The organism is Oceanobacillus neutriphilus, assembly GCF_014645515.1.
Classification (GTDB): Bacteria; Bacillota; Bacilli; order Bacillales; family Amphibacillaceae; genus Oceanobacillus; species Oceanobacillus neutriphilus.
In genome coordinates, this window is the sequence record NZ_BMLW01000003.1 from 187,760 (window position 1) to 206,636 (window position 18,877).

Here is an 18,877-nt window from a genome sequence, read left to right on the forward strand (position 1 = left end):
TGGAAATAATTTAAACTGGATAAGAAAAAGGACCAGTTCTCAGAAGAATGAGTAAACCGGTCCTTTTTCTGCTGGATAAACTGAACTATTGAATAAGGATGCTATGCTTTCCTGATTTCCTTTAAATCCCTGCAACCATAACCAGACGAAGAAAGCTGTCAGGATAATTAGAAGAAGGATGATGATAACGATATATGAGCCCTTCATAAGGTTTGCCTCTTTTCATCATTAATCATGATACTATGTGTCGCTTGTTAGCAATGCAGATTTTACATCATAATGATCTAAAATGATATCGAGATCATCATTCAGTGCTAATTTAGCAAGCTGCTGTCCAAGAAATGGTCCCATGGTCAGGCCGGATGAACCAAGTCCATTCGCAAGCAGTACCTCTGGATGATTAGGCAGTTCTCCGATAATGGGCAAGAATCCGGGAGTGTATGGTCGGAAGCCGACACGGGTTTCTAAAACTGTTGCTTCTGCTAAATCTGGTGCAATGGCAAGACCTTGATCTAAAATTTCATGTACAGCACCAGCAGTAACACGGTAATCAAAATCGATTTTGTCTTCATGGGTTGATCCAATCACAAAACGGTTGTCATCCTGAGAAAGTAAGTATTTGGTTCCAGGCGGCATAACAACGGGCCAGTCTGCTGTCTGCATAGCCGGGATTTCCAGATGCATAATTTGTGCACGCTGAAAGGAGACATCCAGTCTGATTCCCAAATGTTCAGTGGTTTCCTTCATCCAGGCACCATTTGCTAAGATAACCTTTTCAGCGTCTATTATTTCACCATTATATTTTACACCTGTTATGGTATTTTCTGTTGAGTACAGCTCTGCATTACCGGACAAAAGAACAGCTCCGTTAGCCTTTGCTGCATTCTTGAGAGCTTTTAATAATTTTCTTCCATCAACCCGTGCAGCCCCGCTGATAAAGACTGCCTGATAATTCTTGTCCAGAATAGGGAAACGGCTATGTGTTTCTTCCGCATTAAGCCGGATAATATCACCGATTTCTGGAGCATCTTCCCGTCTTTTATGCGCTCTTTCCTCCATACCATCTAACTTTTTAGAATCAGTATGTAAGCTTAATGCGCCAACTCGCTGATAACCGGTATCCTTTTCACCGAGACTCTCTAAATCAGCTATCAGAGATGGGTATATTGATGCACCATTTTTAGCAAGGTGGTACCATTTTTTATTGCGGCGCTGGGAAATCCAGGGACAGATAATCCCGGCAGCTGCATCCGTCGCCTGACCTTCATCATGCCGGTCAATAAGGATAACCTCTGCGCCCTGTTTAGAAAGATAAAAGGCGGTGCTGGCACCTAAAATGCCGCCGCCAATAATAACATAGGGTTTACTCATTTTTATCCTTTGCAACAACCTGATGCATTGCTTTGATTTTACCGAGATGCTCTGCCTCGTGGAAGGAAAGCATAATCAGCAGATCGCCCTGTGTTTCGACACTGCCGAACGGGACTTTAAACTGTACATTTGATTTCCAGAATAAATCATTAAATTCATTAATGCGCTGCTGCTGCACTTCTAAAGCTTCCAGTAATGCTTCTAAGCTTGGCGGTTCTTCCTGCCAATCCTTAGGGCTCGTTCCGGAACTGAACAGCTGGGCATAGCCTGCAGGTATATTCTCTGATTTCTTAGGATAACGGAATAAGAATTTTTCCATTGTAACAAGCGCATGACCTAAATGCCAGCGGATGGTATTATTAAAATAATCTGCTTGTACATCAATAACAGAATCGTCCAATTCTGAAGCAAAGGTGAGTAAAGCAGTACGTGTTAAGTTAAATTGTTTTCTTGTCATTTCATAAATCCCTCCAATGAGATTAATTATAATCTAATAATGATTACTTTTACAGTATTTTGAGGCAGAATGAAAATATTTTCGGTATTTTTTAAAGAAAAAAGATTAGGGCTGGAGCATTGGAGGTTAAATATGATAATCTATATATATGCGTTCAAAAAGTACGATGAAAAAGCTCGTCAACGTAGAAATTCCCCGTGTCATTTTTATTGGACTTTTTGAACATCTTCTATATGGAAAGTTTGTCGAGGGAGGAAATAAAAGATGTCAAAAACGCTCATTTTCGGACATAAAAATCCAGATACGGATACGATTTGTTCCGCTTTAGCTTATGCTGATTTAAAAACAAAACTCGGAGCGGAGGTAAGCCCGGCCCGTTTAGGTGAAGTAAATGGAGAAACACAATTTGCTTTAGATCAATTTGGTGTGGAAGCTCCTGCACTTATTCAAGGACTCGAAGATGGTGCCGAGGTTATTTTAGTAGACCATAATGAATTTCAGCAAAGTGCTGATAACATTGAGAATGCTGTTATCCGTGAAGTCATTGATCATCACCGCGTATCTAATTTTCAAACAAAAGAGCCGCTGTATTTCCGCGCGGAGCCGCTTGGCTGTACAGCAACTATCCTGAACAAGATGTACAAAGAAAATAATATTGAATTAGACAAAAATATTGCTGGACTTTTATTATCCGCCATTATTTCTGATTCTTTATTATTAAAATCACCAACCTGCACAGAGGAAGATGTGAAGGCAGCACGTGAGCTGGCTGAAAAAGCAGGTGTAGACTTAGAAGAGTACGGTTTAGAAATGCTGAAAGCCGGCGCAGATATCAGTGATAAATCAGTGAAAGATTTGATTACAATGGACGCCAAAGAATTTGCGATGGGTGATGCAAAGGTGGAAATTGCTCAAGTAAATGCAGTGGACGTCAGCGAAATTTACCAGCTTCACGATGAGCTGGTAAATGAAATTTCAGCAACAGTTAATGAAAAAGGATTAGATTTATTCCTGTTTGTTGCAACAGATATCCTGAATAATGATTCAGAGGTGCTGGCAGTCGGCCCGGCGAAGGATAAAGTAGAAACAGCCTTTCATGCTGCTTTAGATGGAAATGACCGTGCTTTATTAAAAGGCGTTGTTTCCCGTAAAAAACAAATTGTTACAGCTTTAACAGAGCAGTTTTAAGGAAGATACAATATTGAAGTGAAATATACAGAAGACCCTTCTATATCACATGAGTAGAAGGGTTTTTTGTATATAACATGAATAGATAGAAGGGATAAAATACATATTTGTTAAATGACAAATTCGCAAAGGATGTTGGTTAGGCTGTTTATAAAAAGTTATATTTTTGCGCAAATGGGGAGAATCTTATGGCATTCCGGTCTGTTAAACTTTAAGAAGAAGGGAGGATTTTATTGTGGCAAAGGAAACAAGTAGCAAAAGAATAGATTCGGCATCAAGAGTGATTATGGCATCACCGCAAACGGTATATCAGGCATTTGTAAGTCCGAAAGCATTGATTTCATGGCTGCCGCCAAATGGAATGTCGGGTCGTATCGAAAGCTTTGATCCTCAAAAAGGTGGAGCTTACCGGATAACTCTAATGTACGAATTGGATAATTCACACCCGGGCAAAACGACAGAAAACACAGATATAACCCAAGGAGTGTTCCTGGAGCTGGTTCCTGATAAACGAATTGTGCAAACCGTAAACTTTGATTCTGAGGATCCGGCATTCTCAGGAGAAATGATACAAAAATGGTTTTTTGAAGCAGTTTCAGATGGTACAAAGGTTACTGTCATTTGTGAGAATGTACCTGAAGGAATACGAAAAGAGGATCACGATACTGGTTTAAGATCCACACTGGAGAATCTTGCTATCTTTATGGAGTAAGTTCCGCTTTATTGCTGTTTCATGAAAAAGGAGAAATACAGTTCTGTTTTGTCCGAAAAAAGGGTATGAAAGCATAGGAGAAGACTAGCTGGTATTGAAGAAGGGTACTAAAATTTCATTTTAAAGTGATAAAAACACAGCTTGTAAGTCAATAGAATATAAATAAAAAAGCTGATCAGTTAAGATCAGCTTTTTATATATCTGCTTATTAGCCTTTTACAACGTTAGCAGCTTGTGGTCCACGGTTTCCTTCTTCAATGTCGAAAGTAACTGTTTGACCTTCTTCTAAAGTTTTGAAACCATCGCCTTGGATTGCTGAGAAATGTACGAATACATCGTCTCCACCTTCTACTTCGATGAAACCGAAGCCTTTTTCAGCGTTAAACCATTTTACAGAACCTGTGTTCATTCTTTTACCTCCACGTGCAATTGTTGCACTGTTTATTACTATTTAGTTCAAAGTTGAATCTCAAGACGAAAGATCAATTCTTTTATTGTATCTCATCCTGTGTTTCTAACGAACTTAAATAATTATCTATAGTATATCACACAACTATTATAAAATGCCAACTTTTTTCGGAAAAAATTTTAAAGAATTATTTTAGATTATTTCAATATGTTTCCGGGACCATTTAACTGTTTTTTGCAGCCTTCCAGGTGCTGCAGGAACAGGTTTTTCACTGCATAGAAAATTATAGAATTATTGCCTTGTGGATAACTATTTATAGAAAAACAGCCGCGTCCAGCTCCGAGCGCCAAACTTTAGAGATTTCACGTCACGCCCTACGATAAAGAAGACTTAGTGATTGGCAAGCCGTCAGGCGTAGACAGAGCTAAAGTAGCACTTATGCCCTGGGGTGAAAGTCAACATCGGTTCGTCACCTCACCGTGTTTCCTTTATCTCCTAAGTAAAGGAAGTTCGACCAAGGTCGAACCACCCCCAAAGACCGGGGGCGCAATCTCTACGTTTTTAAGCAGGCGCTCTGCGCATTTGTTCCTGCTGTTTGAAAATCATAAAAGAAATTGGGTATCTGTCTTATTCGATCTGTACATTTATAACATACATTAAAAGAGAGAAGAAAAAGGAGGCAGAGCGTATGCAAGGTAATGGGCAATTTAATCAGCAGCGTCCAAATGAAAGAACAATTGTACATCCGACAAAGCATCAATATGTTCATACGTCATCAGAAGCCGTTGTTAATCATATTCATCCCATGCACACAACCTACGTGAATCATCAAACTATAAAAAATCAACATTCCCAGCCATATGGAAAGGAAGCGTTTGTCGGCAGACAGCATACAGGTCCACAACCGCAGTTTCCCTCTCCGCCAATGGGTTTACCGGGGCAGATACCACCCGGACACATGGGAGAAATGAGGAGACATCCGGGTGCTCCTCCATGGAGAAGACCGGGAATGTGGTAACAATAAGGCAGTGAGGGGCTGCCTTATTGTTATAGAGTGGGACTGGCTTCCAAAACAAGTATTCCTGCGTTAGAATGATAAATAGCATATAAATGAATGAGCAAATAAAATCACAAATGAGCTAAAATGTTTTATCAAGAAAGGATATTAAAGTGAAAATATTACATGTAACAGGCTATAAACCGACAGAATTGGGCATCTTCAAAGAAAATGATCCAAGGATTGTTTTTATCAAGGCAGCTATAGAGAAAAGACTGCGTACATTTATAGAAGAGGGATTAGAATGGGTTATTATTTCAGGCCAAATGGGGATTGAACAGTGGGCAGCTGACGTAATTATGGATTTAAAAGAGGAGTATGATGTGCAGATAGGTGTTTTCCCGCCGTTTGAAAACCAGGATCAGCGCTGGCCTGATCCGATCAAGGAAAAATACGAAGAGTTAATGATGACTGCTGATTTTTTTAAGCCTCTCTATAAAGGAGAATATCAGGGAGCCTATCAATTTCGGGCAAAGGATTTGTGGCTGATTGATAAAAGTGATGGAGCTTTGCTTCTTGTCGATGATGAATACCCCGGCAGCGTCAAATTTTTTTATGATGCTACGAAGCGGACGTCTAAGGAATACCCCATTTTTACGATTACTCCACAGGATTTAGATGATATTGTGCAGGAGCTGCAAATGCAGGATCCGGATTATTGGGATTAGCCGGAGAATTCTTGAATGGTACGACCCTTATACAACATAGAATAGTATGAGGAGGGGAGGGACGTTTGCAATGTACTATACTTATGGACCGCCTAATTACGGGTATAGAATGCCGGAACGCCAGGATAATCAGGGGCCAGGTACGATTACAGTAAGTGGTGTCGGTACAGTTATTGTTACGCCGAGTATTGCCCGTATTCAATTAGTTGTCTCGACAACAAATATTTCTTTGCAGGAAGCCCAGGAAGAAAATGCAAGACGAATGAACCGGGTTTTGGAGGTTTTGCAGCAAATCGGCATTCCAAGAGAGCGAATTCAGACAACCAGCTTTTCTGCAAGACCGGTTTATAGTTATCAGGATGGCAATCAGACATTGCAGGGTTATGAGGTGCGGAATGAAATAACGGTTGTTACAGATGATATGGACAGAATTGGAGAAATTATTGACCGAGTTACTGAAAATGGAGTGAATGAGGTTGTTTCAATCGAATTTTCTGTAGACAACCCGGAAAATTTTTATAATGAAGCATTAAGCTTTGCGCTTTCAGATGCGAAAAGGAAGGCGGAGGGCTTAGCGGAACAGCTGGGCGTTAATTTAAATCCGGTCCCATTAAAGATAAACGAACAGACCTCATCACCTGGTGTTGGCCCGGCGCAGGTTTTTAAAATGGCAGCTACACCAATTGAGCCGGGTAATCAATCGGTGGAAGCAAGTTTAGAAGTGGTGTATCAGGTGCAGTAGTGAGATATTTTATTTGGTTATTATGGAAAGAAATACAAATCAAGCTAAGAAAGCTTGATTTGTATTTTTTTTATAATTAGACTGGTCCGGCCTATACATAAAAATTAAAGTACACTATGTATAAAATAATTGTCGCGATAATTAACAGTCCGTTAACCATTAAGAACAAACCGTAATATTTTAAAATTCCCTCAAAAGCCTGCTTGCTTTTTCCGTTGAGATGGAGACTGGTAGAACATCATAACAAAACTATCACTAAACGGAAATGCGCTATACAATATAAGTATAAAAAGAAAGAGGAGATGGTATTTTGGATTTCTTATTAAGCTTTATCGCGTTTATTCTGCCATTTATTATTTTATTTTTTGTTGTAGCAGCAGCAGCGAATCGAGCATTCTCATCTTTACGTAGTGGAATCCGATAAACGAATAGAGGGATTTGCTAATTTCGGCAAAGTGTCAGAAGAGGGAATCAGCATATTATATGCCATTTATTTGTACCCGGATACGCAAGGGAAAGGGATAGGGACAAGACTTTTGGAATATGGGATGGATGAATTATCACCAGCAGTTATCCATTTGAATGTGGAAAAAGAAAATAAAAAAGGGATGTCATTTTACCAGGCAAAAGGATTTTAGATTATTTCAGAATTCACAGAAAATATTAGTGGGCATACCTTGTATACCTGCAAGATGGAATTAGATGTAAACCGTTACAATGCAGGAAGAACGCCATAAATAAATTGAAGAGGAGAAACAAATGGTTGAGTTAAGAAAAATAACTGAGAATAACATAGACGAAGTAATAGCGCTTGAAGTGGGAGAAAACCAAAAAGATTTTATCATGGCTACTAACCTCAGATACATTGCAGACGCTTATGTGTTGAATGCAGAGGGGGAACCAACCATCCCCTTCGCCATTTATGCTGATGGAGTTGTAGTAGGGTTTTTGATGTATTGTTATGATACATTGGATCATGAATCATTTGAAAATGAAGCTTTTTATAGAAAGAAGGGTTATTTTGTTCAGCATATGATGATTGACAAGCATTATCAGGGGAAACGGTACGGTAAGCTTGCCTTTGAAAAAATGCTGATGGATATAGAAGCGATGCCTTATGGCGAAGCGGAATATATAGCACTCTTCTACCATGCTGATAATATCAAAGCTAAAGCATTATACGCTTCATTTGGTTTTTCAGAGCCAGGAATTATTCAGGACAATTCAGTCATGGCAGTAAAGACTTTGTAAAACCTTAACACTTATTCCTTAACAAAAAAATAAATAAAAAAAGATTGACAACCAACCAATAAGTTCATAAAATAAACTTATTGGTTGGTTTTTAATTTTTTAAATGAAATAAAAGCCCTTACAAATGGTTAAAATAAAAATATTTGTGATTTAAGTTTATAATGTAAACAAGGAGAAGGATTATGTCTGTAAATATGCCAAGCACGATTAGAAAAATGAATAAAGAAATTGTATTAAATACCATTCGGGAGGAAGGGCCGCTTACAAGGGCTCAAATTTCAAAGGAATCCGGGATAACAAAGGCAACGGTTTCAGAAATTGTAACGGAGCTGATTGATGAACAGCTGGTTATTGATGAAAAAGAAGGGGATGATACCAACCGGAGAGGAACCAAACTCAGCTTTGCTAAGGATTCTTTTTATGGTGTTGCGGTTGATCTTGGAGGAACAAAAATTAATATATGCCTGTTTAATCTGGAGGCTGAAATATTAGCTCAGTTTCAGACACCAACCTATAAAACAGATAGCAGTGAAGCATTTATCGATGCACTTGCAAAAGATATGGAAGCGTTTATAGCAGAAAAACAAGTTTCCAAGGAAAAAATGAAAGTTATCAGCATAGCAACCCCGGGGATTGTGGATTACAAAGCTGGTGTTGTTCTTGAAGGGTCGCCGAATTTACCTGGATGGTCTAACCTCCATTTAAAAGAAATGTTGTATAAGAGAACGGGAATCGAGATTGTTATTGAAAATGATATCCGGGCAGCATTAATCGGTGAGCTGTATAAGGAAGAAGCGCAAACTTTATCCAGTGCTGTATTAATTGGTCTTGGAACAGGAGCCGGTTCAGCGTTATTTATGGATGGGAAAATTATACGCGGTGCAAATAACGCAGCTGGTGAGGTAGGCTATATGCTCTTTAATCGTGAACAGCTGTATGCCCCTACGGATAAAGGTTATTTTGAAATATTATGTGCCGGTTCCGGCATTGAAGAGAGCTACCAGAAATTAAAGGGAGAGAAGGTTACTCCAGAAGCCATTTTTAAACTTGCTGCACAAGGAGATCTTACAGCAAAATATATTGTTGATAAATTTAGTGACTATTTAGCAATTGGAATTTTAAATATAAATGCCGTGATTAATCCGGAAAAGATTTTGCTTATGGGTGGTGTTACAAAATCTGCTGGAATGTTCCTGAAGGAAGTAAATCAAAAAATTGCAAATCAAACCTTCGCTAATACAAAGGTCCAGGCAGAACTCTCTAGCTTAAAGGAGCAGGCTCCGCTATACGGTGCAGCTGTTTTAGGATTAAGCACAGTATTCCCATCTATTAATTTCATCAAGGATGCACAGCTATATTAAAAAAGGAGGCCGAAAAACATGGCAGGAATTCATATTCATCCGCATGATATTTTAGACGAAGGTGTGACGCAAATAAAGGAATTAATAGGAGAAATGACAGACATCAATTATATTTTTCCGCAAATGAATACCATTTTTGAAAGAAATCCTTATCCAATTGGTGTTCTTCCGCATAATCCGAAGCATAAATTTGTGCAGGGAAAGGGAGAAATGTATGTCGTTTTACCTTCCTATAAAGCAATTGATCAAAAGAGGAATGCTGCATTAACACCTGACAAAGATCCATTAATGATTCTGAAAACAGAAATGGAAGAAACAGATGTTCAAATTATTCCCTGGGCAAATATTTTAAATGGTGATTTTACAGGAACTGCCCTTCAAGATAATTTGGTAGTTGATGATCAAGGAAAAGCAGCAGAAAAATGGCTGTGTCCTAATGCCCCGGACGTTATAGATTTTTGGGAAAAAGTATTTACAGATACTTATCAGCGTTATGGCTATACCACTTATATGATTGACCGTATCCGTTATCCTGATTGGGCGGGGGAGAAGGTTGATCCGAGGGGGCTGTTAACTTGCTTCTGCCCTCATTGTGAAAAGAAAATGTCTGAGGAAAACCTGAATATTAATGAGATAAAAGAAAAAATAGCTGAAATAAGAGCTTTATTAAAGGATAAACAGTTTGATCATGCAGTAGATATATTAACTCAAGATCAAAGTTTAAAGGATTGGCACCGATTCAGACAAAACAGTGTTACAACATTTATTGCAAATCTTACGCAGCGAATGAAGCAGATTGATAACCGTTTTGCATTTTTACTTGACTTGTGGCCGCCTGCATACAGCTGGATTTTGGGACAGGATTATTCTCAATTGACGAAATATGCCTCAAGTCTCAAGCATTTTCCGTATCATAAATTAGGCGGCGGTGCAGATGTGCAAGGAATGATAGATTATTTTGCCGACGGCTCAGATGAATCAGAAAGTGCTTTTAAAGCATTTAACAGACTATTTGGTTTATATGACGATTTATCTTACAGTCAGTTTAAAAAAGAAGGATTTCCAATTCGTTTTGTTGCGGAACAAAATAAGCTGGCCCGTAAAAAATCACAGCCGGATACGCACATATTCAGCGGCATTCAGATGTGGAACATCGAACCGGGAAAGCTGGTCGAGGCAGTGAAAGCAGCCGATGAAAGTGAAGCAGATGAATTGATTTATTATTGTTATGGCTGGGCAGACCGAGAATTATTTCATGCCATTGGCCAACACCGGAGAGGAGAAAACAGCTAATGAGTAACAGCAGACAACGCGTCAAAGCATTTATTCTCATATTTACGACAATGTTTATTCTTGGAGGAATCCAAAATACCAAAGGAATTGTTTTGGAAAAGGTTCAATTAGATATCAATCTGGATATTGGTCAGGTAGGAACAATGGTATCTATTTTTCAAATCGGCTTTTTATTAGCCAGCTTGATAGCAGGATTTGTGGTCGATAAAAAAGGCATTAAATTTATGATGATAGCAGGTACAGTCAGTATGATTATAGGACTTGCCGGTACCAGCTTTGCTTTCACTGTTGCATTTTTCTTAGGTTTTTACCTGGTGGTCGGCGTCGGAATTGGTGCTATGACTGTCTCGGTCGCTACAATAATACCTACATTCTTCCAGAGTAAAGCCGGGGCAATTTTTAACCTTGCGAATGCTTTCTTCGGAATGGGGATGATTTTTACACCGCTTATTCTTAATGCGATGTTTTCAAATAACATCAGCTGGCGCTTTTTCTATGCTGGGGTTGCAGTTTTAGTGGCATTGATTATCCTTGTTCTATTGTCATTGGAAAATGAAAAAGTGGAGCAGGGAGAAGAGATAAATCTAAAAAGCTTTATGAGTCTCTTTGCAGATAGACAGGTTATGCTTGTTATTTTATTCATTCTATTCTATGTAGCAGCAGAAGCAGGATTTCTTAACTTCTTCCCAATTTTCTATACTTCTTTAGATATTGGTGGAATGGATGCTGCTCAAAAAGCGGAAGTTGCTGCATATGTTATCGCAAGCTTTTCCATCCTGTTTACTTTAGGCCGGTTTGCAGGAGGATATATCAGTTTTAAATTTGGAGAAAAACGTACGCTGGTTACTTTTTCATTGATGGCATTAATTGCGATTATCATTACACGTTTATTTATCACCGACTTCGCTTATATAGCAATGCTATTTGGCCTTTCTTTATCGGTTCTCTTCCCGACGGCACAAGGAATTGGAGCGAAAATCACAGATAAAATCGGTTCGTTGCAAGGTTTGATTTATGTAGCCTCCGGTCTTGGAGGAGCACTTATCGGCTGGGTAGTCGGAACTGTGTCGCAGGCGTTTGGGATACAAAATGGTTTTAACTTGCTTATCGTGTTTGTAGGGCTGGTTTTTATCATATCTATATTTATTAAAACACCACAGAAGACAGTTTAACAGATGTTTTATTCCATTAAAAAAGCTATTTTATAGATGATGACGTGAAACAAGCAGAAGAAATCCTTCTGCTTGTTTTTTTTAAAGAGTAGGGAGTATATAAGATACTGGAGATAGCCGCTGCAACGGGTTTCATGTGGCGAGTAATCGCAGTCCCAGGACGTCGCGAACTTAACCGAACTTCCTTTTCCGTTTTGCACATTCCCACAGGAGCCTCCGTGTATTTCTTCCGGGACTGCGATTACTCGCCCCATCTAAAACTGTCGCTAAAATTAGCTTTATTTCTTTGTGAAAAAGGAAATAAAACATATTTCTTCTTAGATGGGAGCGGAGGGAAGTCGACTCCTGCGGGAAAAGCAACAGGTGAAGACCCCGCAGGAAGCGGTTTTCTTCCGAGGAGGCTAAGCCGTTGCCCGCGGAAAGCGACTTCCCGCAGCGGACATCTCCTTGGCAAGAACACCAGTATTTTAAAGACCAAGTGATTTTTTTTGTTTTTCTTAACTTGAAAAGAAAAATAATATAACTGATGAAGTTCTATATTCCCCTCTTCAGAAAATTATGGAATAATAAAGGTAGGCTAAAGGAAAAGTGGGGATGCTTAATGGATATACATATCGCTCGAATGACACAAAAGTATGCAGTTGAGGCACTTTGCTGGAAGTATGAAAAGCCATATGATTTTTATAACAATGTATTAACAACTAGCGCCATTGTCGAATTGCTTGGGGGCAGCTATTATGCAATAGTGGATCCCTCGTACAAATTAATTGGTTTCTTTTGTACCGGCCGCTCAGCGAAGATCCCTGCCGGAGAAAGAAACGCTGCTTACATAGAAGATTGTGTGGATTTGGGGTTAGGAATGAACCCTGTTCTGACAGGGAAGGGACATGGAGACCAGTTCTTAAAACGGATTCTTCACTTTATTGAGCTGGAGTACAAAGGGAAACCAATCAGGCTTACCGTTGCTTCTTTTAATAAAAGAGCAATCCGCTTATATGAAAAGAATAATTTTATCAAAGAGCATCAATTTCAATATAAAGGCATGGAATTTATAACGATGAGGCGAAACGGTACAATAATATAGAAAAAACGTACATTTATTGTTTTAATAGTTATTTGCGTAGGACAAATCCGCTTCTTTTCATAAGATATATTATGCATTGGAAAGGAGGGAGTTCAAATGGGCCAAAATAACTGTCAATGCAGCCGTTGCAGTAATTCCAACAGAGATGAGGAAGTACGTGTTCATCCAACAAGACATGAGGTTCGTAACAGCAAAAGTGTAAAGACTATAAAAAACATTCATCCAACAGAAATTAAAAATGTGCATCGCACTATTATCCGAAATGAAAATTTTTATCCAGTCAGTGAATCCAATGTGAACGAAACGGTTGTTGAGAATTATGATTGCGGCAGTGATGTAAACGATTCAAGCAATTGTCGCAGAGTAGGTGGTTCTAACAATGGCGGACATGGAAACAATTGCGGAAATCAGTCTAACCATTGTCAAAAAGAAAATAATAGATGTTCCAGAAACAATTCATGTGAGAGAAAACGTCCTTGCTGTGGTAACCGGAATCGTAACTGGTTCTTTTAAACAATATAATTTCACTTATCGGTAGGGGGATATATTATTCTTCTATTATTAATAATGTGAAAAAATAGCTCTTATTGAGAAAGCCTTCCAAGGGGATAAAAATACCTTCTCTTGAAAGATTCCTTGATAGGAGTCTTTTTTTATGGAAGAGTATATGAAAATGCTGAAAATTCCTGAGCAGATTTCTTGAGGTAGATAAATCATTATGGTAATAATATTAATTGTGTTTAAAATCAATCGATAAGTGTTTGTGATAAACATAACATAATTACAGCAGACATATTGGAGGTATACAGATGAAAGTTACAGCAATGATTGGAAGTAATCGCGCAGAATCTTATAACAAACAACTTGTTAAATATATGAAGGATCGTTATCAGGATAAAATTGAAATTGATATTTTACCGATAGAAAAGCTGCCTTTTTATAATCAGGATGAAGAATTAAATCCGCCTGAGATTGTCAAAGAATTACGTAAACGTATTAAAGAAAGTGATGCAGTTTTATTTGCTACACCTGAATATAATGGTTCTATTTCGGGAATGTTAAAAAATGCAATTGACTGGTTCTCACGTGTTGATTTAGTACTGGTAAACAAACCCGGGATGATTGTCGGAGCTTCTATGGGAGCTCTTGGTACAGTGAAAGCTCAATTACAGCTTCGTCAAATTTTAAACTCTCGCGGAGTCGGGGTATTAACCCTGCCGGGAAATGAAGTATTAATTGGTTCCGTTCAGAACAAGGTAGATGAGCAAGGGAACCTGACGGATGAACAAACAGTTGATTTTCTTGATTCTGTTGTTCACAATTTTGTCAGTTGGTGCGATACTTTACAGAAATAATTTTACGCCGGTGATTTTACAGTCACCGGTTTTGTCTGTTTTTAAACTTAAAAAAGAATATCATTTTAATAAAACAGCTTTTCAAGATGAGAAAAAAGGGAAAGATACAATTATAAGAAATAGGGTTAACACCCAAATCTATGGTTGGAAAATACAATAAAAAAATATTGATTTTAGGAAAGAGGGGTTGTAAATGGATGAGAGTCATGAATCATTGCCGGAAACAAAAAGTACAAGCCGTGTACCGATTCTGGTTGTTTTATTATCTGGAGCGTTTGTAGCCATTCTGAATCAGACCTTATTAGGAACAGCATTGCCGCATATTATGTCTGATTTAGATCTTGATGCAAATACTGTCCAATGGCTGCAATCAGCATTTATGCTCGTAAATGGTATTATGATTCCGATAACAGCTTTTTTAATCGGTACATTTACGACACGTACTTTATTTTTAACTGCTATGTCCCTGTTTACGGCAGGTACGCTTATTTGTGGGGTTGCGCCAGAATTTTTGTCACTTTTAACAGGGCGTGTCTTGCAGGCAGCCGGTGCCGGAATTATGATGCCGCTGATGCAAACTATTTTAATTTTGATTTATCCAAAGGAAAAACGTGGCAGCGCAATGGGGATGTTTGGTTTAGTTATTTCCTTCGCACCTGCCATCGGCCCGACGCTGTCTGGTTATATAGTAGAGCACTTCCCTTGGAGAACTTTATTCTTCATGGTGCTGCCAATTGCTATTTTAAACATAATTATCGCTTACTTTTTACTTAAAAATGTGACAAAACGAACCTTCCCTGAATTGGATAAGCTATCTATTCTGTTATCTACACTAGGTTTCGGTGGTATTCTCTATGGGTTTAGTACTGCTGGAAATGCAGGCTGGATAAGTTACCAGGTCATTGGTTCCTTAGTCATCGGTGGAGTTATGCTTGCATGGTTTATTATCAGACAGATGCATTTAAAATCGCCAATACTTGAATTCCGTGTATTTAAATATCAAATATTTACGATTACGACGGTATTAGGTATGGTTACATTTATGACGATGATCGGCGCTGCTGTTATCCTGCCGCTTTATATGCAGCAGATGCTGGGATTCAATGCTTTCCATTCCGGACTTGCATTGCTGGGCGGAGCCATTATCCAAGGGATAATGAACCCGATTACCGGAAGGCTTTTTGACCGCTATGGTGCAAGATATTTAGCAATGATTGGTCTGGTACTGATTGTCGGCACCACGTTTATGCTGAGTACATTGACACCAGAAACAAGCTTTGCCTTTATTGCAACGATTCATGCTTTAAGGATGCTTGGAGTTGCCATGGCGATGATGCCTGTAACAACAGCCGGATTAAACGCCTTGCCGGAAGAGTTTATTTCTCATGGTACAGCGGTGAATAATACCTTGAGACAGGTTGCGGGAGCAATTGGAACGGCATTACCAATTACAATCATGTCTACAGCATCTATTCCTGAGCAAGGGATTGAAGGAATGGTACATGGTGTCAATGTTTCCTTCCTTGTCACAGGAATCATCTCTATTATTGCGCTGATATTGACATTCTTTATCCATGACCGGGATAGATAATAAAAAAACCTTAGAACTCGTTCTAAGGTTTTTTTATTATACGCTGAATACTTCTACTTTCTTGCTGTCGGTTTTGTTGTAAGCACCGTGCATAACAGGTCCGACGTATTCATTTAATTTCCAGCCGTTTGCAATAGCGGCAGCAACAAAGGTTTTAGCTGCTTTGACAGCATCGTGGACATCTACTCCATGAGCTAAATTTGCTGTGATTGCCGCTGCGAATGTACAGCCTGCTCCATGGTTATAGGTCGTATCGATTTTTTCGCTTTCCAATAGATCAAAGTTCGTTCCATCATAGAATAAATCGACAGCTTTATCATGCTCCAGCTGTTTTCCTCCTTTAACGACAACATTTTTCGCACCTAACGCATGAATTTTTTTAGCTGCTTCTTTCATTTGCTCAATGGTTTTAATTGGAGCCATCTGCGCTAATTGTGCTGCTTCAAACAGGTTAGGAGTAACCACTAAAGAACGGGGGAGTAATTCCTCGCGCATTGCATCCGTGTTCTCCGGCTGAAGTACTTCATCTTCCCCTTTACATACCATAACAGGATCCAGAACGTACTTCTCAATGTTATATTCATCAATTTTCCGGGCTCCTAAATTAATAATATCTACAGAACCGAGCATTCCGGATTTCATGGCATCTACTCCGACAGAAAGAATGGTATTAAGCTGTTTTTCTACGACATCCACGTCGATTGGTGTAACATGGTGACTCCAGCCTTGTGGATCCATTGTTACAATGGAAGTTAAAGCTGTCATTCCATACACATTATGCTCTTGAAAGGTTTTTAAATCGGCTGCAATTCCAGCTCCACCGCTGGAATCGGAACCGGCAAGGGTTAATGTTTTTTTCATAGTCATCTGTGTGTCCTCCTCATAGACAGCCAGCTTATGGCAAAAACAATAGATTGCTGACTGCTTGTATTAACTTTTCCTTTGTAGCTAGAATAATCCTTTCTAACCTAATTGTAAAGCCATTGGAATGATGGCAGCGGGGCCATCTAGGTGTTAATAAATGTATCTGATGCGTTGATCAGTCCTTTTATCTTTGTTGCATGTAATTTATTGCCCTGCAGCCATTTTTTAAAGGAGAAAATAAACGGCTGGCGATTGCCACCCAATGCAATCCACGCAGAGAGTTCTTTCGGTAAATAAAGAGCTGTATGCAATGTTCCTGCCCATGCCCCGTATTTTTCAGAAAAGATTCCTTGTTCGATATCATTTAACATGCGAAATGCTTCATAAGGTGTATGAGCATTCTTCTGCTTTGTTATTATTCTCTCCAGCCTTTCCATCGATTCATCTGAACGGTACCGGTTTTCTTCTGTTAATGCATTGAAATGATTGGTACAGCTATTATCTTTCCGGACAAAGAAAGAGCGGGGAGATACTTCGACGACAAGTGATTTTCCGGAGGTATCTAATAACACATAGTTGAAGGTATTCCGGTGGGGTAAATCGCGTAATAATTGAACAGCTTCTTCCACTGTGGCACAGTTTTCTAAAATCAATCTGCCAATCATATTACAGACAAAGCCGTCACCTGATTTTTTACGGTTGACGAAATTATAGCCCATGGTCAGCCCTTTTTCATTTATCCCGTCAGTACGTCCGGTAATCTGCATGGAAGGACCGGCGCTGGCATATCCCGTATCGGAAGGTGCGTATAACACATAACGCCCTTCATAGGAATTAGGGGCATTATCATAATTCCGTACTAGAAAATCCTGTTTGGTATTGATAGAGCAGCCGCTGCGGCCATATTCATAATAGTAGCCGCCAAATTCCCGAATAGCGTCATTCCAGGAAATATCTAATCCATCGCATAAGCCTTGCAGCTCTTCCCAAATAGCTGGAGAAAATGTTTTGAATACAGCTTCCACTTCCTCTTCATCGACAAGAAAGTTTCTCCACCGTTTACTGAGCAGCGTTTTCCTGGACTTAAGTACAGGGGAGTTTTTTAGCTTCTCTGCTTGAAAAAGTCCGAATTGATAATGGCTCCCCCGGAATTGTATAATATCAGTGTGAACAGATTTCATAGTTGTTCTCCATTTCTTTCGTAAATATATTATAAGTGTATCCTGCTCAGGCAGATTAGAAAAGAAATCAGCTTTATCAGACCTTCACTTTTTGAGCACACATTTTATGGATATAGAGGAGATTTAGATGACTGAAAAAATAAGCTATACGGAATTGTACCTGAAATTATTTCATTACTATGGTCCCCAAGGGTGGTGGCCGGCTGCTTCTGATTTCCAAATGCTAATTAGTGCAATTTTAGTTCAGCGGACTAATTGGAAAAATGTCGAGTTAGCTTTAGCGAATCTTGGGGAAAACATAACTGCCGGAAAAATAATGGAGATGGAGGAAGAAAAGCTTGCTGAAAAAATACGTCCAAGCGGTTTCTATCGAATGAAGGCAAAGAAGATTAAAGCTTGGCTGCAATGGTTTCAAAAATATGATTTTCAGATAGGTGAAGTGCAAAAGGTTGATCGGGCTATCCTCCGTAAAGAATTGTTAGCTGTTCATGGTATCGGAGAAGAAACAGCAGATGCAATGATGCTCTATGCTTTTAATAAGCCCGGATTTATTGCGGATAACTATGCGGTCAGATTATTTCAGCGAATCGGTTACCATCTTCCTAAAACATATCATGCCTTCAAAACTGAAGTAGAAAAATTATTTCCTCATGACTTAGAAATGCATCAGGAATTTCACGCATTAATTGTGGAGCATGGAAAACAATATTGTAAGAAGACACCTTTATGTGAAAACTGCCTTCTGCTTTCGTATTGCAGGATGGGAAGAGAAAGAAGATAAGTTAAAAATAGAAAATGTATTCTAACATGCGGGTCAAGGACAGAGTTTGGCGATTCACTGCCCTTGATTCTCCAGCCGATCTATTTTTTGCTGCAGCAGAGCAAGCTGTTGCTGCATTTCAACAAGCTGCCGGCTCGTAACTGGTGTATCTTCTTCGAACGCAGTTTCTTCTTCAATATCTTCGTTGTATAAAATTGTTGAGCCGACGAGGGACATAATACTTCCGAATGTAGTAATTACTCCGCCATAATACAGTAACTTATCTCCAAGGCCTTTTTCGTTTTGATTGAAATTTGCGGGTGAGTTAAGGAAGAAATTAGACATGGTATGACACTCCTGT

General features: G+C 39.1%; 21 protein-coding genes. 15 read left to right on the forward strand and 6 right to left on the reverse strand.

The window, feature by feature from the left end:
• Positions 1-240: 240 nt before the first annotated feature.
• A complete protein-coding gene (locus IEX29_RS06450) occupies positions 241-1,371 on the reverse strand; it encodes an NAD(P)/FAD-dependent oxidoreductase (protein ID WP_188733642.1) in 1,131 nt (376 codons plus the stop codon).
• Complete coding sequence (locus tag IEX29_RS06455; protein ID WP_188733643.1) at positions 1,364-1,828, reverse strand: DinB family protein; 465 nt, start codon at positions 1,826-1,828, stop codon at positions 1,364-1,366. Before IEX29_RS06455 ends, IEX29_RS06450 begins: the two co-directional genes overlap by 8 nt.
• A gap of 264 nt (positions 1,829-2,092) precedes the next feature.
• Between IEX29_RS06455 and IEX29_RS06460 the strand changes: the two genes are divergently transcribed.
• Both IEX29_RS06460 and IEX29_RS06465 read left to right on the forward strand, forming a co-directional pair.
• Positions 2,093-3,016, forward strand: a complete 924-nt coding sequence (locus IEX29_RS06460) for a manganese-dependent inorganic pyrophosphatase (protein ID WP_188733644.1) — start codon at positions 2,093-2,095, stop codon at positions 3,014-3,016.
• Positions 3,017-3,251: 235 nt separating this feature from the next.
• On the forward strand, positions 3,252-3,728 hold the full coding sequence (locus IEX29_RS06465) for an SRPBCC domain-containing protein (protein WP_188733645.1): 477 nt from the start codon (positions 3,252-3,254) through the stop codon (positions 3,726-3,728).
• Positions 3,729-3,936: 208 nt separating this feature from the next.
• Here the strand turns inward: IEX29_RS06465 and cspD are convergent, their stop codons facing one another.
• Positions 3,937-4,137: a cold-shock protein CspD gene (gene cspD / locus IEX29_RS06470; RefSeq protein ID WP_077603415.1), complete on the reverse strand. Its 201-nt coding sequence runs from the start codon at positions 4,135-4,137 to the stop codon at positions 3,937-3,939.
• Positions 4,138-4,825: 688 nt separating this feature from the next.
• On the opposite strand from cspD, the gene IEX29_RS06475 reads away from it, so the two are divergent.
• From IEX29_RS06475 to IEX29_RS06530, 12 genes are all read left to right on the forward strand, one after another.
• A complete protein-coding gene (locus tag IEX29_RS06475) occupies positions 4,826-5,155 on the forward strand; it encodes a CotD family spore coat protein (RefSeq protein ID WP_188733646.1) in 330 nt (109 codons plus the stop codon).
• Between the two features lie 152 nt (positions 5,156-5,307).
• Complete coding sequence (locus tag IEX29_RS06480) at positions 5,308-5,862, forward strand: SLOG family protein (RefSeq protein WP_188733647.1); 555 nt, start codon at positions 5,308-5,310, stop codon at positions 5,860-5,862.
• Positions 5,863-5,932: 70 nt separating this feature from the next.
• Positions 5,933-6,604, forward strand: coding sequence for an SIMPL domain-containing protein (locus IEX29_RS06485; RefSeq protein ID WP_188733648.1), 672 nt, complete (start codon positions 5,933-5,935; stop codon positions 6,602-6,604).
• A gap of 410 nt (positions 6,605-7,014) precedes the next feature.
• The gene (locus IEX29_RS06490) at positions 7,015-7,242 is read left to right on the forward strand and encodes a GNAT family N-acetyltransferase (protein WP_188733649.1); all 228 of its coding nucleotides are present in this window, start codon (positions 7,015-7,017) and stop codon (positions 7,240-7,242) included.
• Between the two features lie 121 nt (positions 7,243-7,363).
• Positions 7,364-7,855, forward strand: a complete 492-nt coding sequence (locus tag IEX29_RS06495) for a GNAT family N-acetyltransferase (protein ID WP_188733650.1) — start codon at positions 7,364-7,366, stop codon at positions 7,853-7,855.
• A gap of 182 nt (positions 7,856-8,037) precedes the next feature.
• Complete coding sequence (locus IEX29_RS06500) at positions 8,038-9,216, forward strand: ROK family transcriptional regulator (RefSeq protein ID WP_188733651.1); 1,179 nt, start codon at positions 8,038-8,040, stop codon at positions 9,214-9,216.
• A gap of 18 nt (positions 9,217-9,234) precedes the next feature.
• Positions 9,235-10,509, forward strand: a complete 1,275-nt coding sequence (locus IEX29_RS06505) for a hypothetical protein (protein WP_188733652.1) — start codon at positions 9,235-9,237, stop codon at positions 10,507-10,509.
• The gene (locus IEX29_RS06510) at positions 10,509-11,681 is read left to right on the forward strand and encodes an MFS transporter (protein WP_188733653.1); all 1,173 of its coding nucleotides are present in this window, start codon (positions 10,509-10,511) and stop codon (positions 11,679-11,681) included. Before IEX29_RS06505 ends, IEX29_RS06510 begins: the two co-directional genes overlap by 1 nt.
• Before the next feature lie 622 nt (positions 11,682-12,303).
• Positions 12,304-12,765: a GNAT family N-acetyltransferase gene (locus IEX29_RS06515; protein WP_229720122.1), complete on the forward strand. Its 462-nt coding sequence runs from the start codon at positions 12,304-12,306 to the stop codon at positions 12,763-12,765.
• Positions 12,766-12,861: 96 nt separating this feature from the next.
• On the forward strand, positions 12,862-13,278 hold the full coding sequence (locus IEX29_RS06520) for a spore coat protein (RefSeq protein ID WP_188733655.1): 417 nt from the start codon (positions 12,862-12,864) through the stop codon (positions 13,276-13,278).
• A 296-nt stretch (positions 13,279-13,574) separates the two neighbouring features.
• Entirely contained in the window at positions 13,575-14,120 is a 546-nt protein-coding gene (locus IEX29_RS06525; protein ID WP_188733656.1) for an NADPH-dependent FMN reductase, read from the forward strand.
• A gap of 193 nt (positions 14,121-14,313) precedes the next feature.
• Positions 14,314-15,711, forward strand: a complete 1,398-nt coding sequence (locus tag IEX29_RS06530; RefSeq protein WP_188733657.1) for a DHA2 family efflux MFS transporter permease subunit — start codon at positions 14,314-14,316, stop codon at positions 15,709-15,711.
• Between the two features lie 36 nt (positions 15,712-15,747).
• On the opposite strand, the gene pdxK is transcribed toward IEX29_RS06530, so the two are convergent.
• Entirely contained in the window at positions 15,748-16,578 is an 831-nt protein-coding gene (gene pdxK / locus IEX29_RS06535; RefSeq protein ID WP_188733658.1) for a pyridoxine/pyridoxal/pyridoxamine kinase, read from the reverse strand.
• 140 nt (positions 16,579-16,718) lie between these two features.
• On the reverse strand, positions 16,719-17,756 hold the full coding sequence (locus IEX29_RS06540) for a C45 family autoproteolytic acyltransferase/hydrolase (protein WP_188733659.1): 1,038 nt from the start codon (positions 17,754-17,756) through the stop codon (positions 16,719-16,721).
• Positions 17,757-17,883: 127 nt separating this feature from the next.
• Between IEX29_RS06540 and IEX29_RS06545 the strand changes: the two genes are divergently transcribed.
• Entirely contained in the window at positions 17,884-18,537 is a 654-nt protein-coding gene (locus IEX29_RS06545) for an endonuclease III domain-containing protein (RefSeq protein WP_188733660.1), read from the forward strand.
• A gap of 54 nt (positions 18,538-18,591) precedes the next feature.
• Here IEX29_RS06545 and IEX29_RS06550 read toward each other — a convergent pair whose 3' ends face one another.
• Positions 18,592-18,861 (reverse strand): hypothetical protein, encoded by a 270-nt coding sequence (locus tag IEX29_RS06550; RefSeq protein ID WP_188733661.1) that lies wholly within the window; start codon positions 18,859-18,861, stop codon positions 18,592-18,594.
• Positions 18,862-18,877 lie beyond the last annotated feature (16 nt).

Excerpts from the sequence above, each read along its gene's own strand:
- IEX29_RS06520 (WP_188733655.1), top strand. The coding sequence starts at position 12,862 with ATGGGCCAAAATAACTGTCAATGCAGCCGTTGCAGTAATTCCAACAGA.
- IEX29_RS06460 (WP_188733644.1), top strand. The coding sequence starts at position 2,093 with ATGTCAAAAACGCTCATTTTCGGACATAAAAATCCAGATACGGATACG.
- IEX29_RS06450 (WP_188733642.1), bottom strand. The coding sequence starts at position 1,371 with ATGAGTAAACCCTATGTTATTATTGGCGGCGGCATTTTAGGTGCCAGC.
- IEX29_RS06510 (WP_188733653.1), top strand. The coding sequence starts at position 10,509 with ATGAGTAACAGCAGACAACGCGTCAAAGCATTTATTCTCATATTTACG.
- IEX29_RS06515 (WP_229720122.1), top strand. The coding sequence starts at position 12,304 with ATGACACAAAAGTATGCAGTTGAGGCACTTTGCTGGAAGTATGAAAAG.
- IEX29_RS06540 (WP_188733659.1), bottom strand. The coding sequence starts at position 17,756 with ATGAAATCTGTTCACACTGATATTATACAATTCCGGGGGAGCCATTAT.
- IEX29_RS06485 (WP_188733648.1), top strand. The coding sequence starts at position 5,933 with ATGTACTATACTTATGGACCGCCTAATTACGGGTATAGAATGCCGGAA.
- pdxK (WP_188733658.1), bottom strand. The coding sequence starts at position 16,578 with ATGACTATGAAAAAAACATTAACCCTTGCCGGTTCCGATTCCAGCGGT.
- IEX29_RS06475 (WP_188733646.1), top strand. The coding sequence starts at position 4,826 with ATGCAAGGTAATGGGCAATTTAATCAGCAGCGTCCAAATGAAAGAACA.
- IEX29_RS06525 (WP_188733656.1), top strand. The coding sequence starts at position 13,575 with ATGAAAGTTACAGCAATGATTGGAAGTAATCGCGCAGAATCTTATAAC.
- IEX29_RS06500 (WP_188733651.1), top strand. The coding sequence starts at position 8,038 with ATGTCTGTAAATATGCCAAGCACGATTAGAAAAATGAATAAAGAAATT.
- IEX29_RS06545 (WP_188733660.1), top strand. The coding sequence starts at position 17,884 with ATGACTGAAAAAATAAGCTATACGGAATTGTACCTGAAATTATTTCAT.
- IEX29_RS06505 (WP_188733652.1), top strand. The coding sequence starts at position 9,235 with ATGGCAGGAATTCATATTCATCCGCATGATATTTTAGACGAAGGTGTG.
- IEX29_RS06495 (WP_188733650.1), top strand. The coding sequence starts at position 7,364 with ATGGTTGAGTTAAGAAAAATAACTGAGAATAACATAGACGAAGTAATA.
- IEX29_RS06455 (WP_188733643.1), bottom strand. The coding sequence starts at position 1,828 with ATGACAAGAAAACAATTTAACTTAACACGTACTGCTTTACTCACCTTT.
- IEX29_RS06550 (WP_188733661.1), bottom strand. The coding sequence starts at position 18,861 with ATGTCTAATTTCTTCCTTAACTCACCCGCAAATTTCAATCAAAACGAA.
- cspD (WP_077603415.1), bottom strand. The coding sequence starts at position 4,137 with ATGAACACAGGTTCTGTAAAATGGTTTAACGCTGAAAAAGGCTTCGGT.
- IEX29_RS06530 (WP_188733657.1), top strand. The coding sequence starts at position 14,314 with ATGGATGAGAGTCATGAATCATTGCCGGAAACAAAAAGTACAAGCCGT.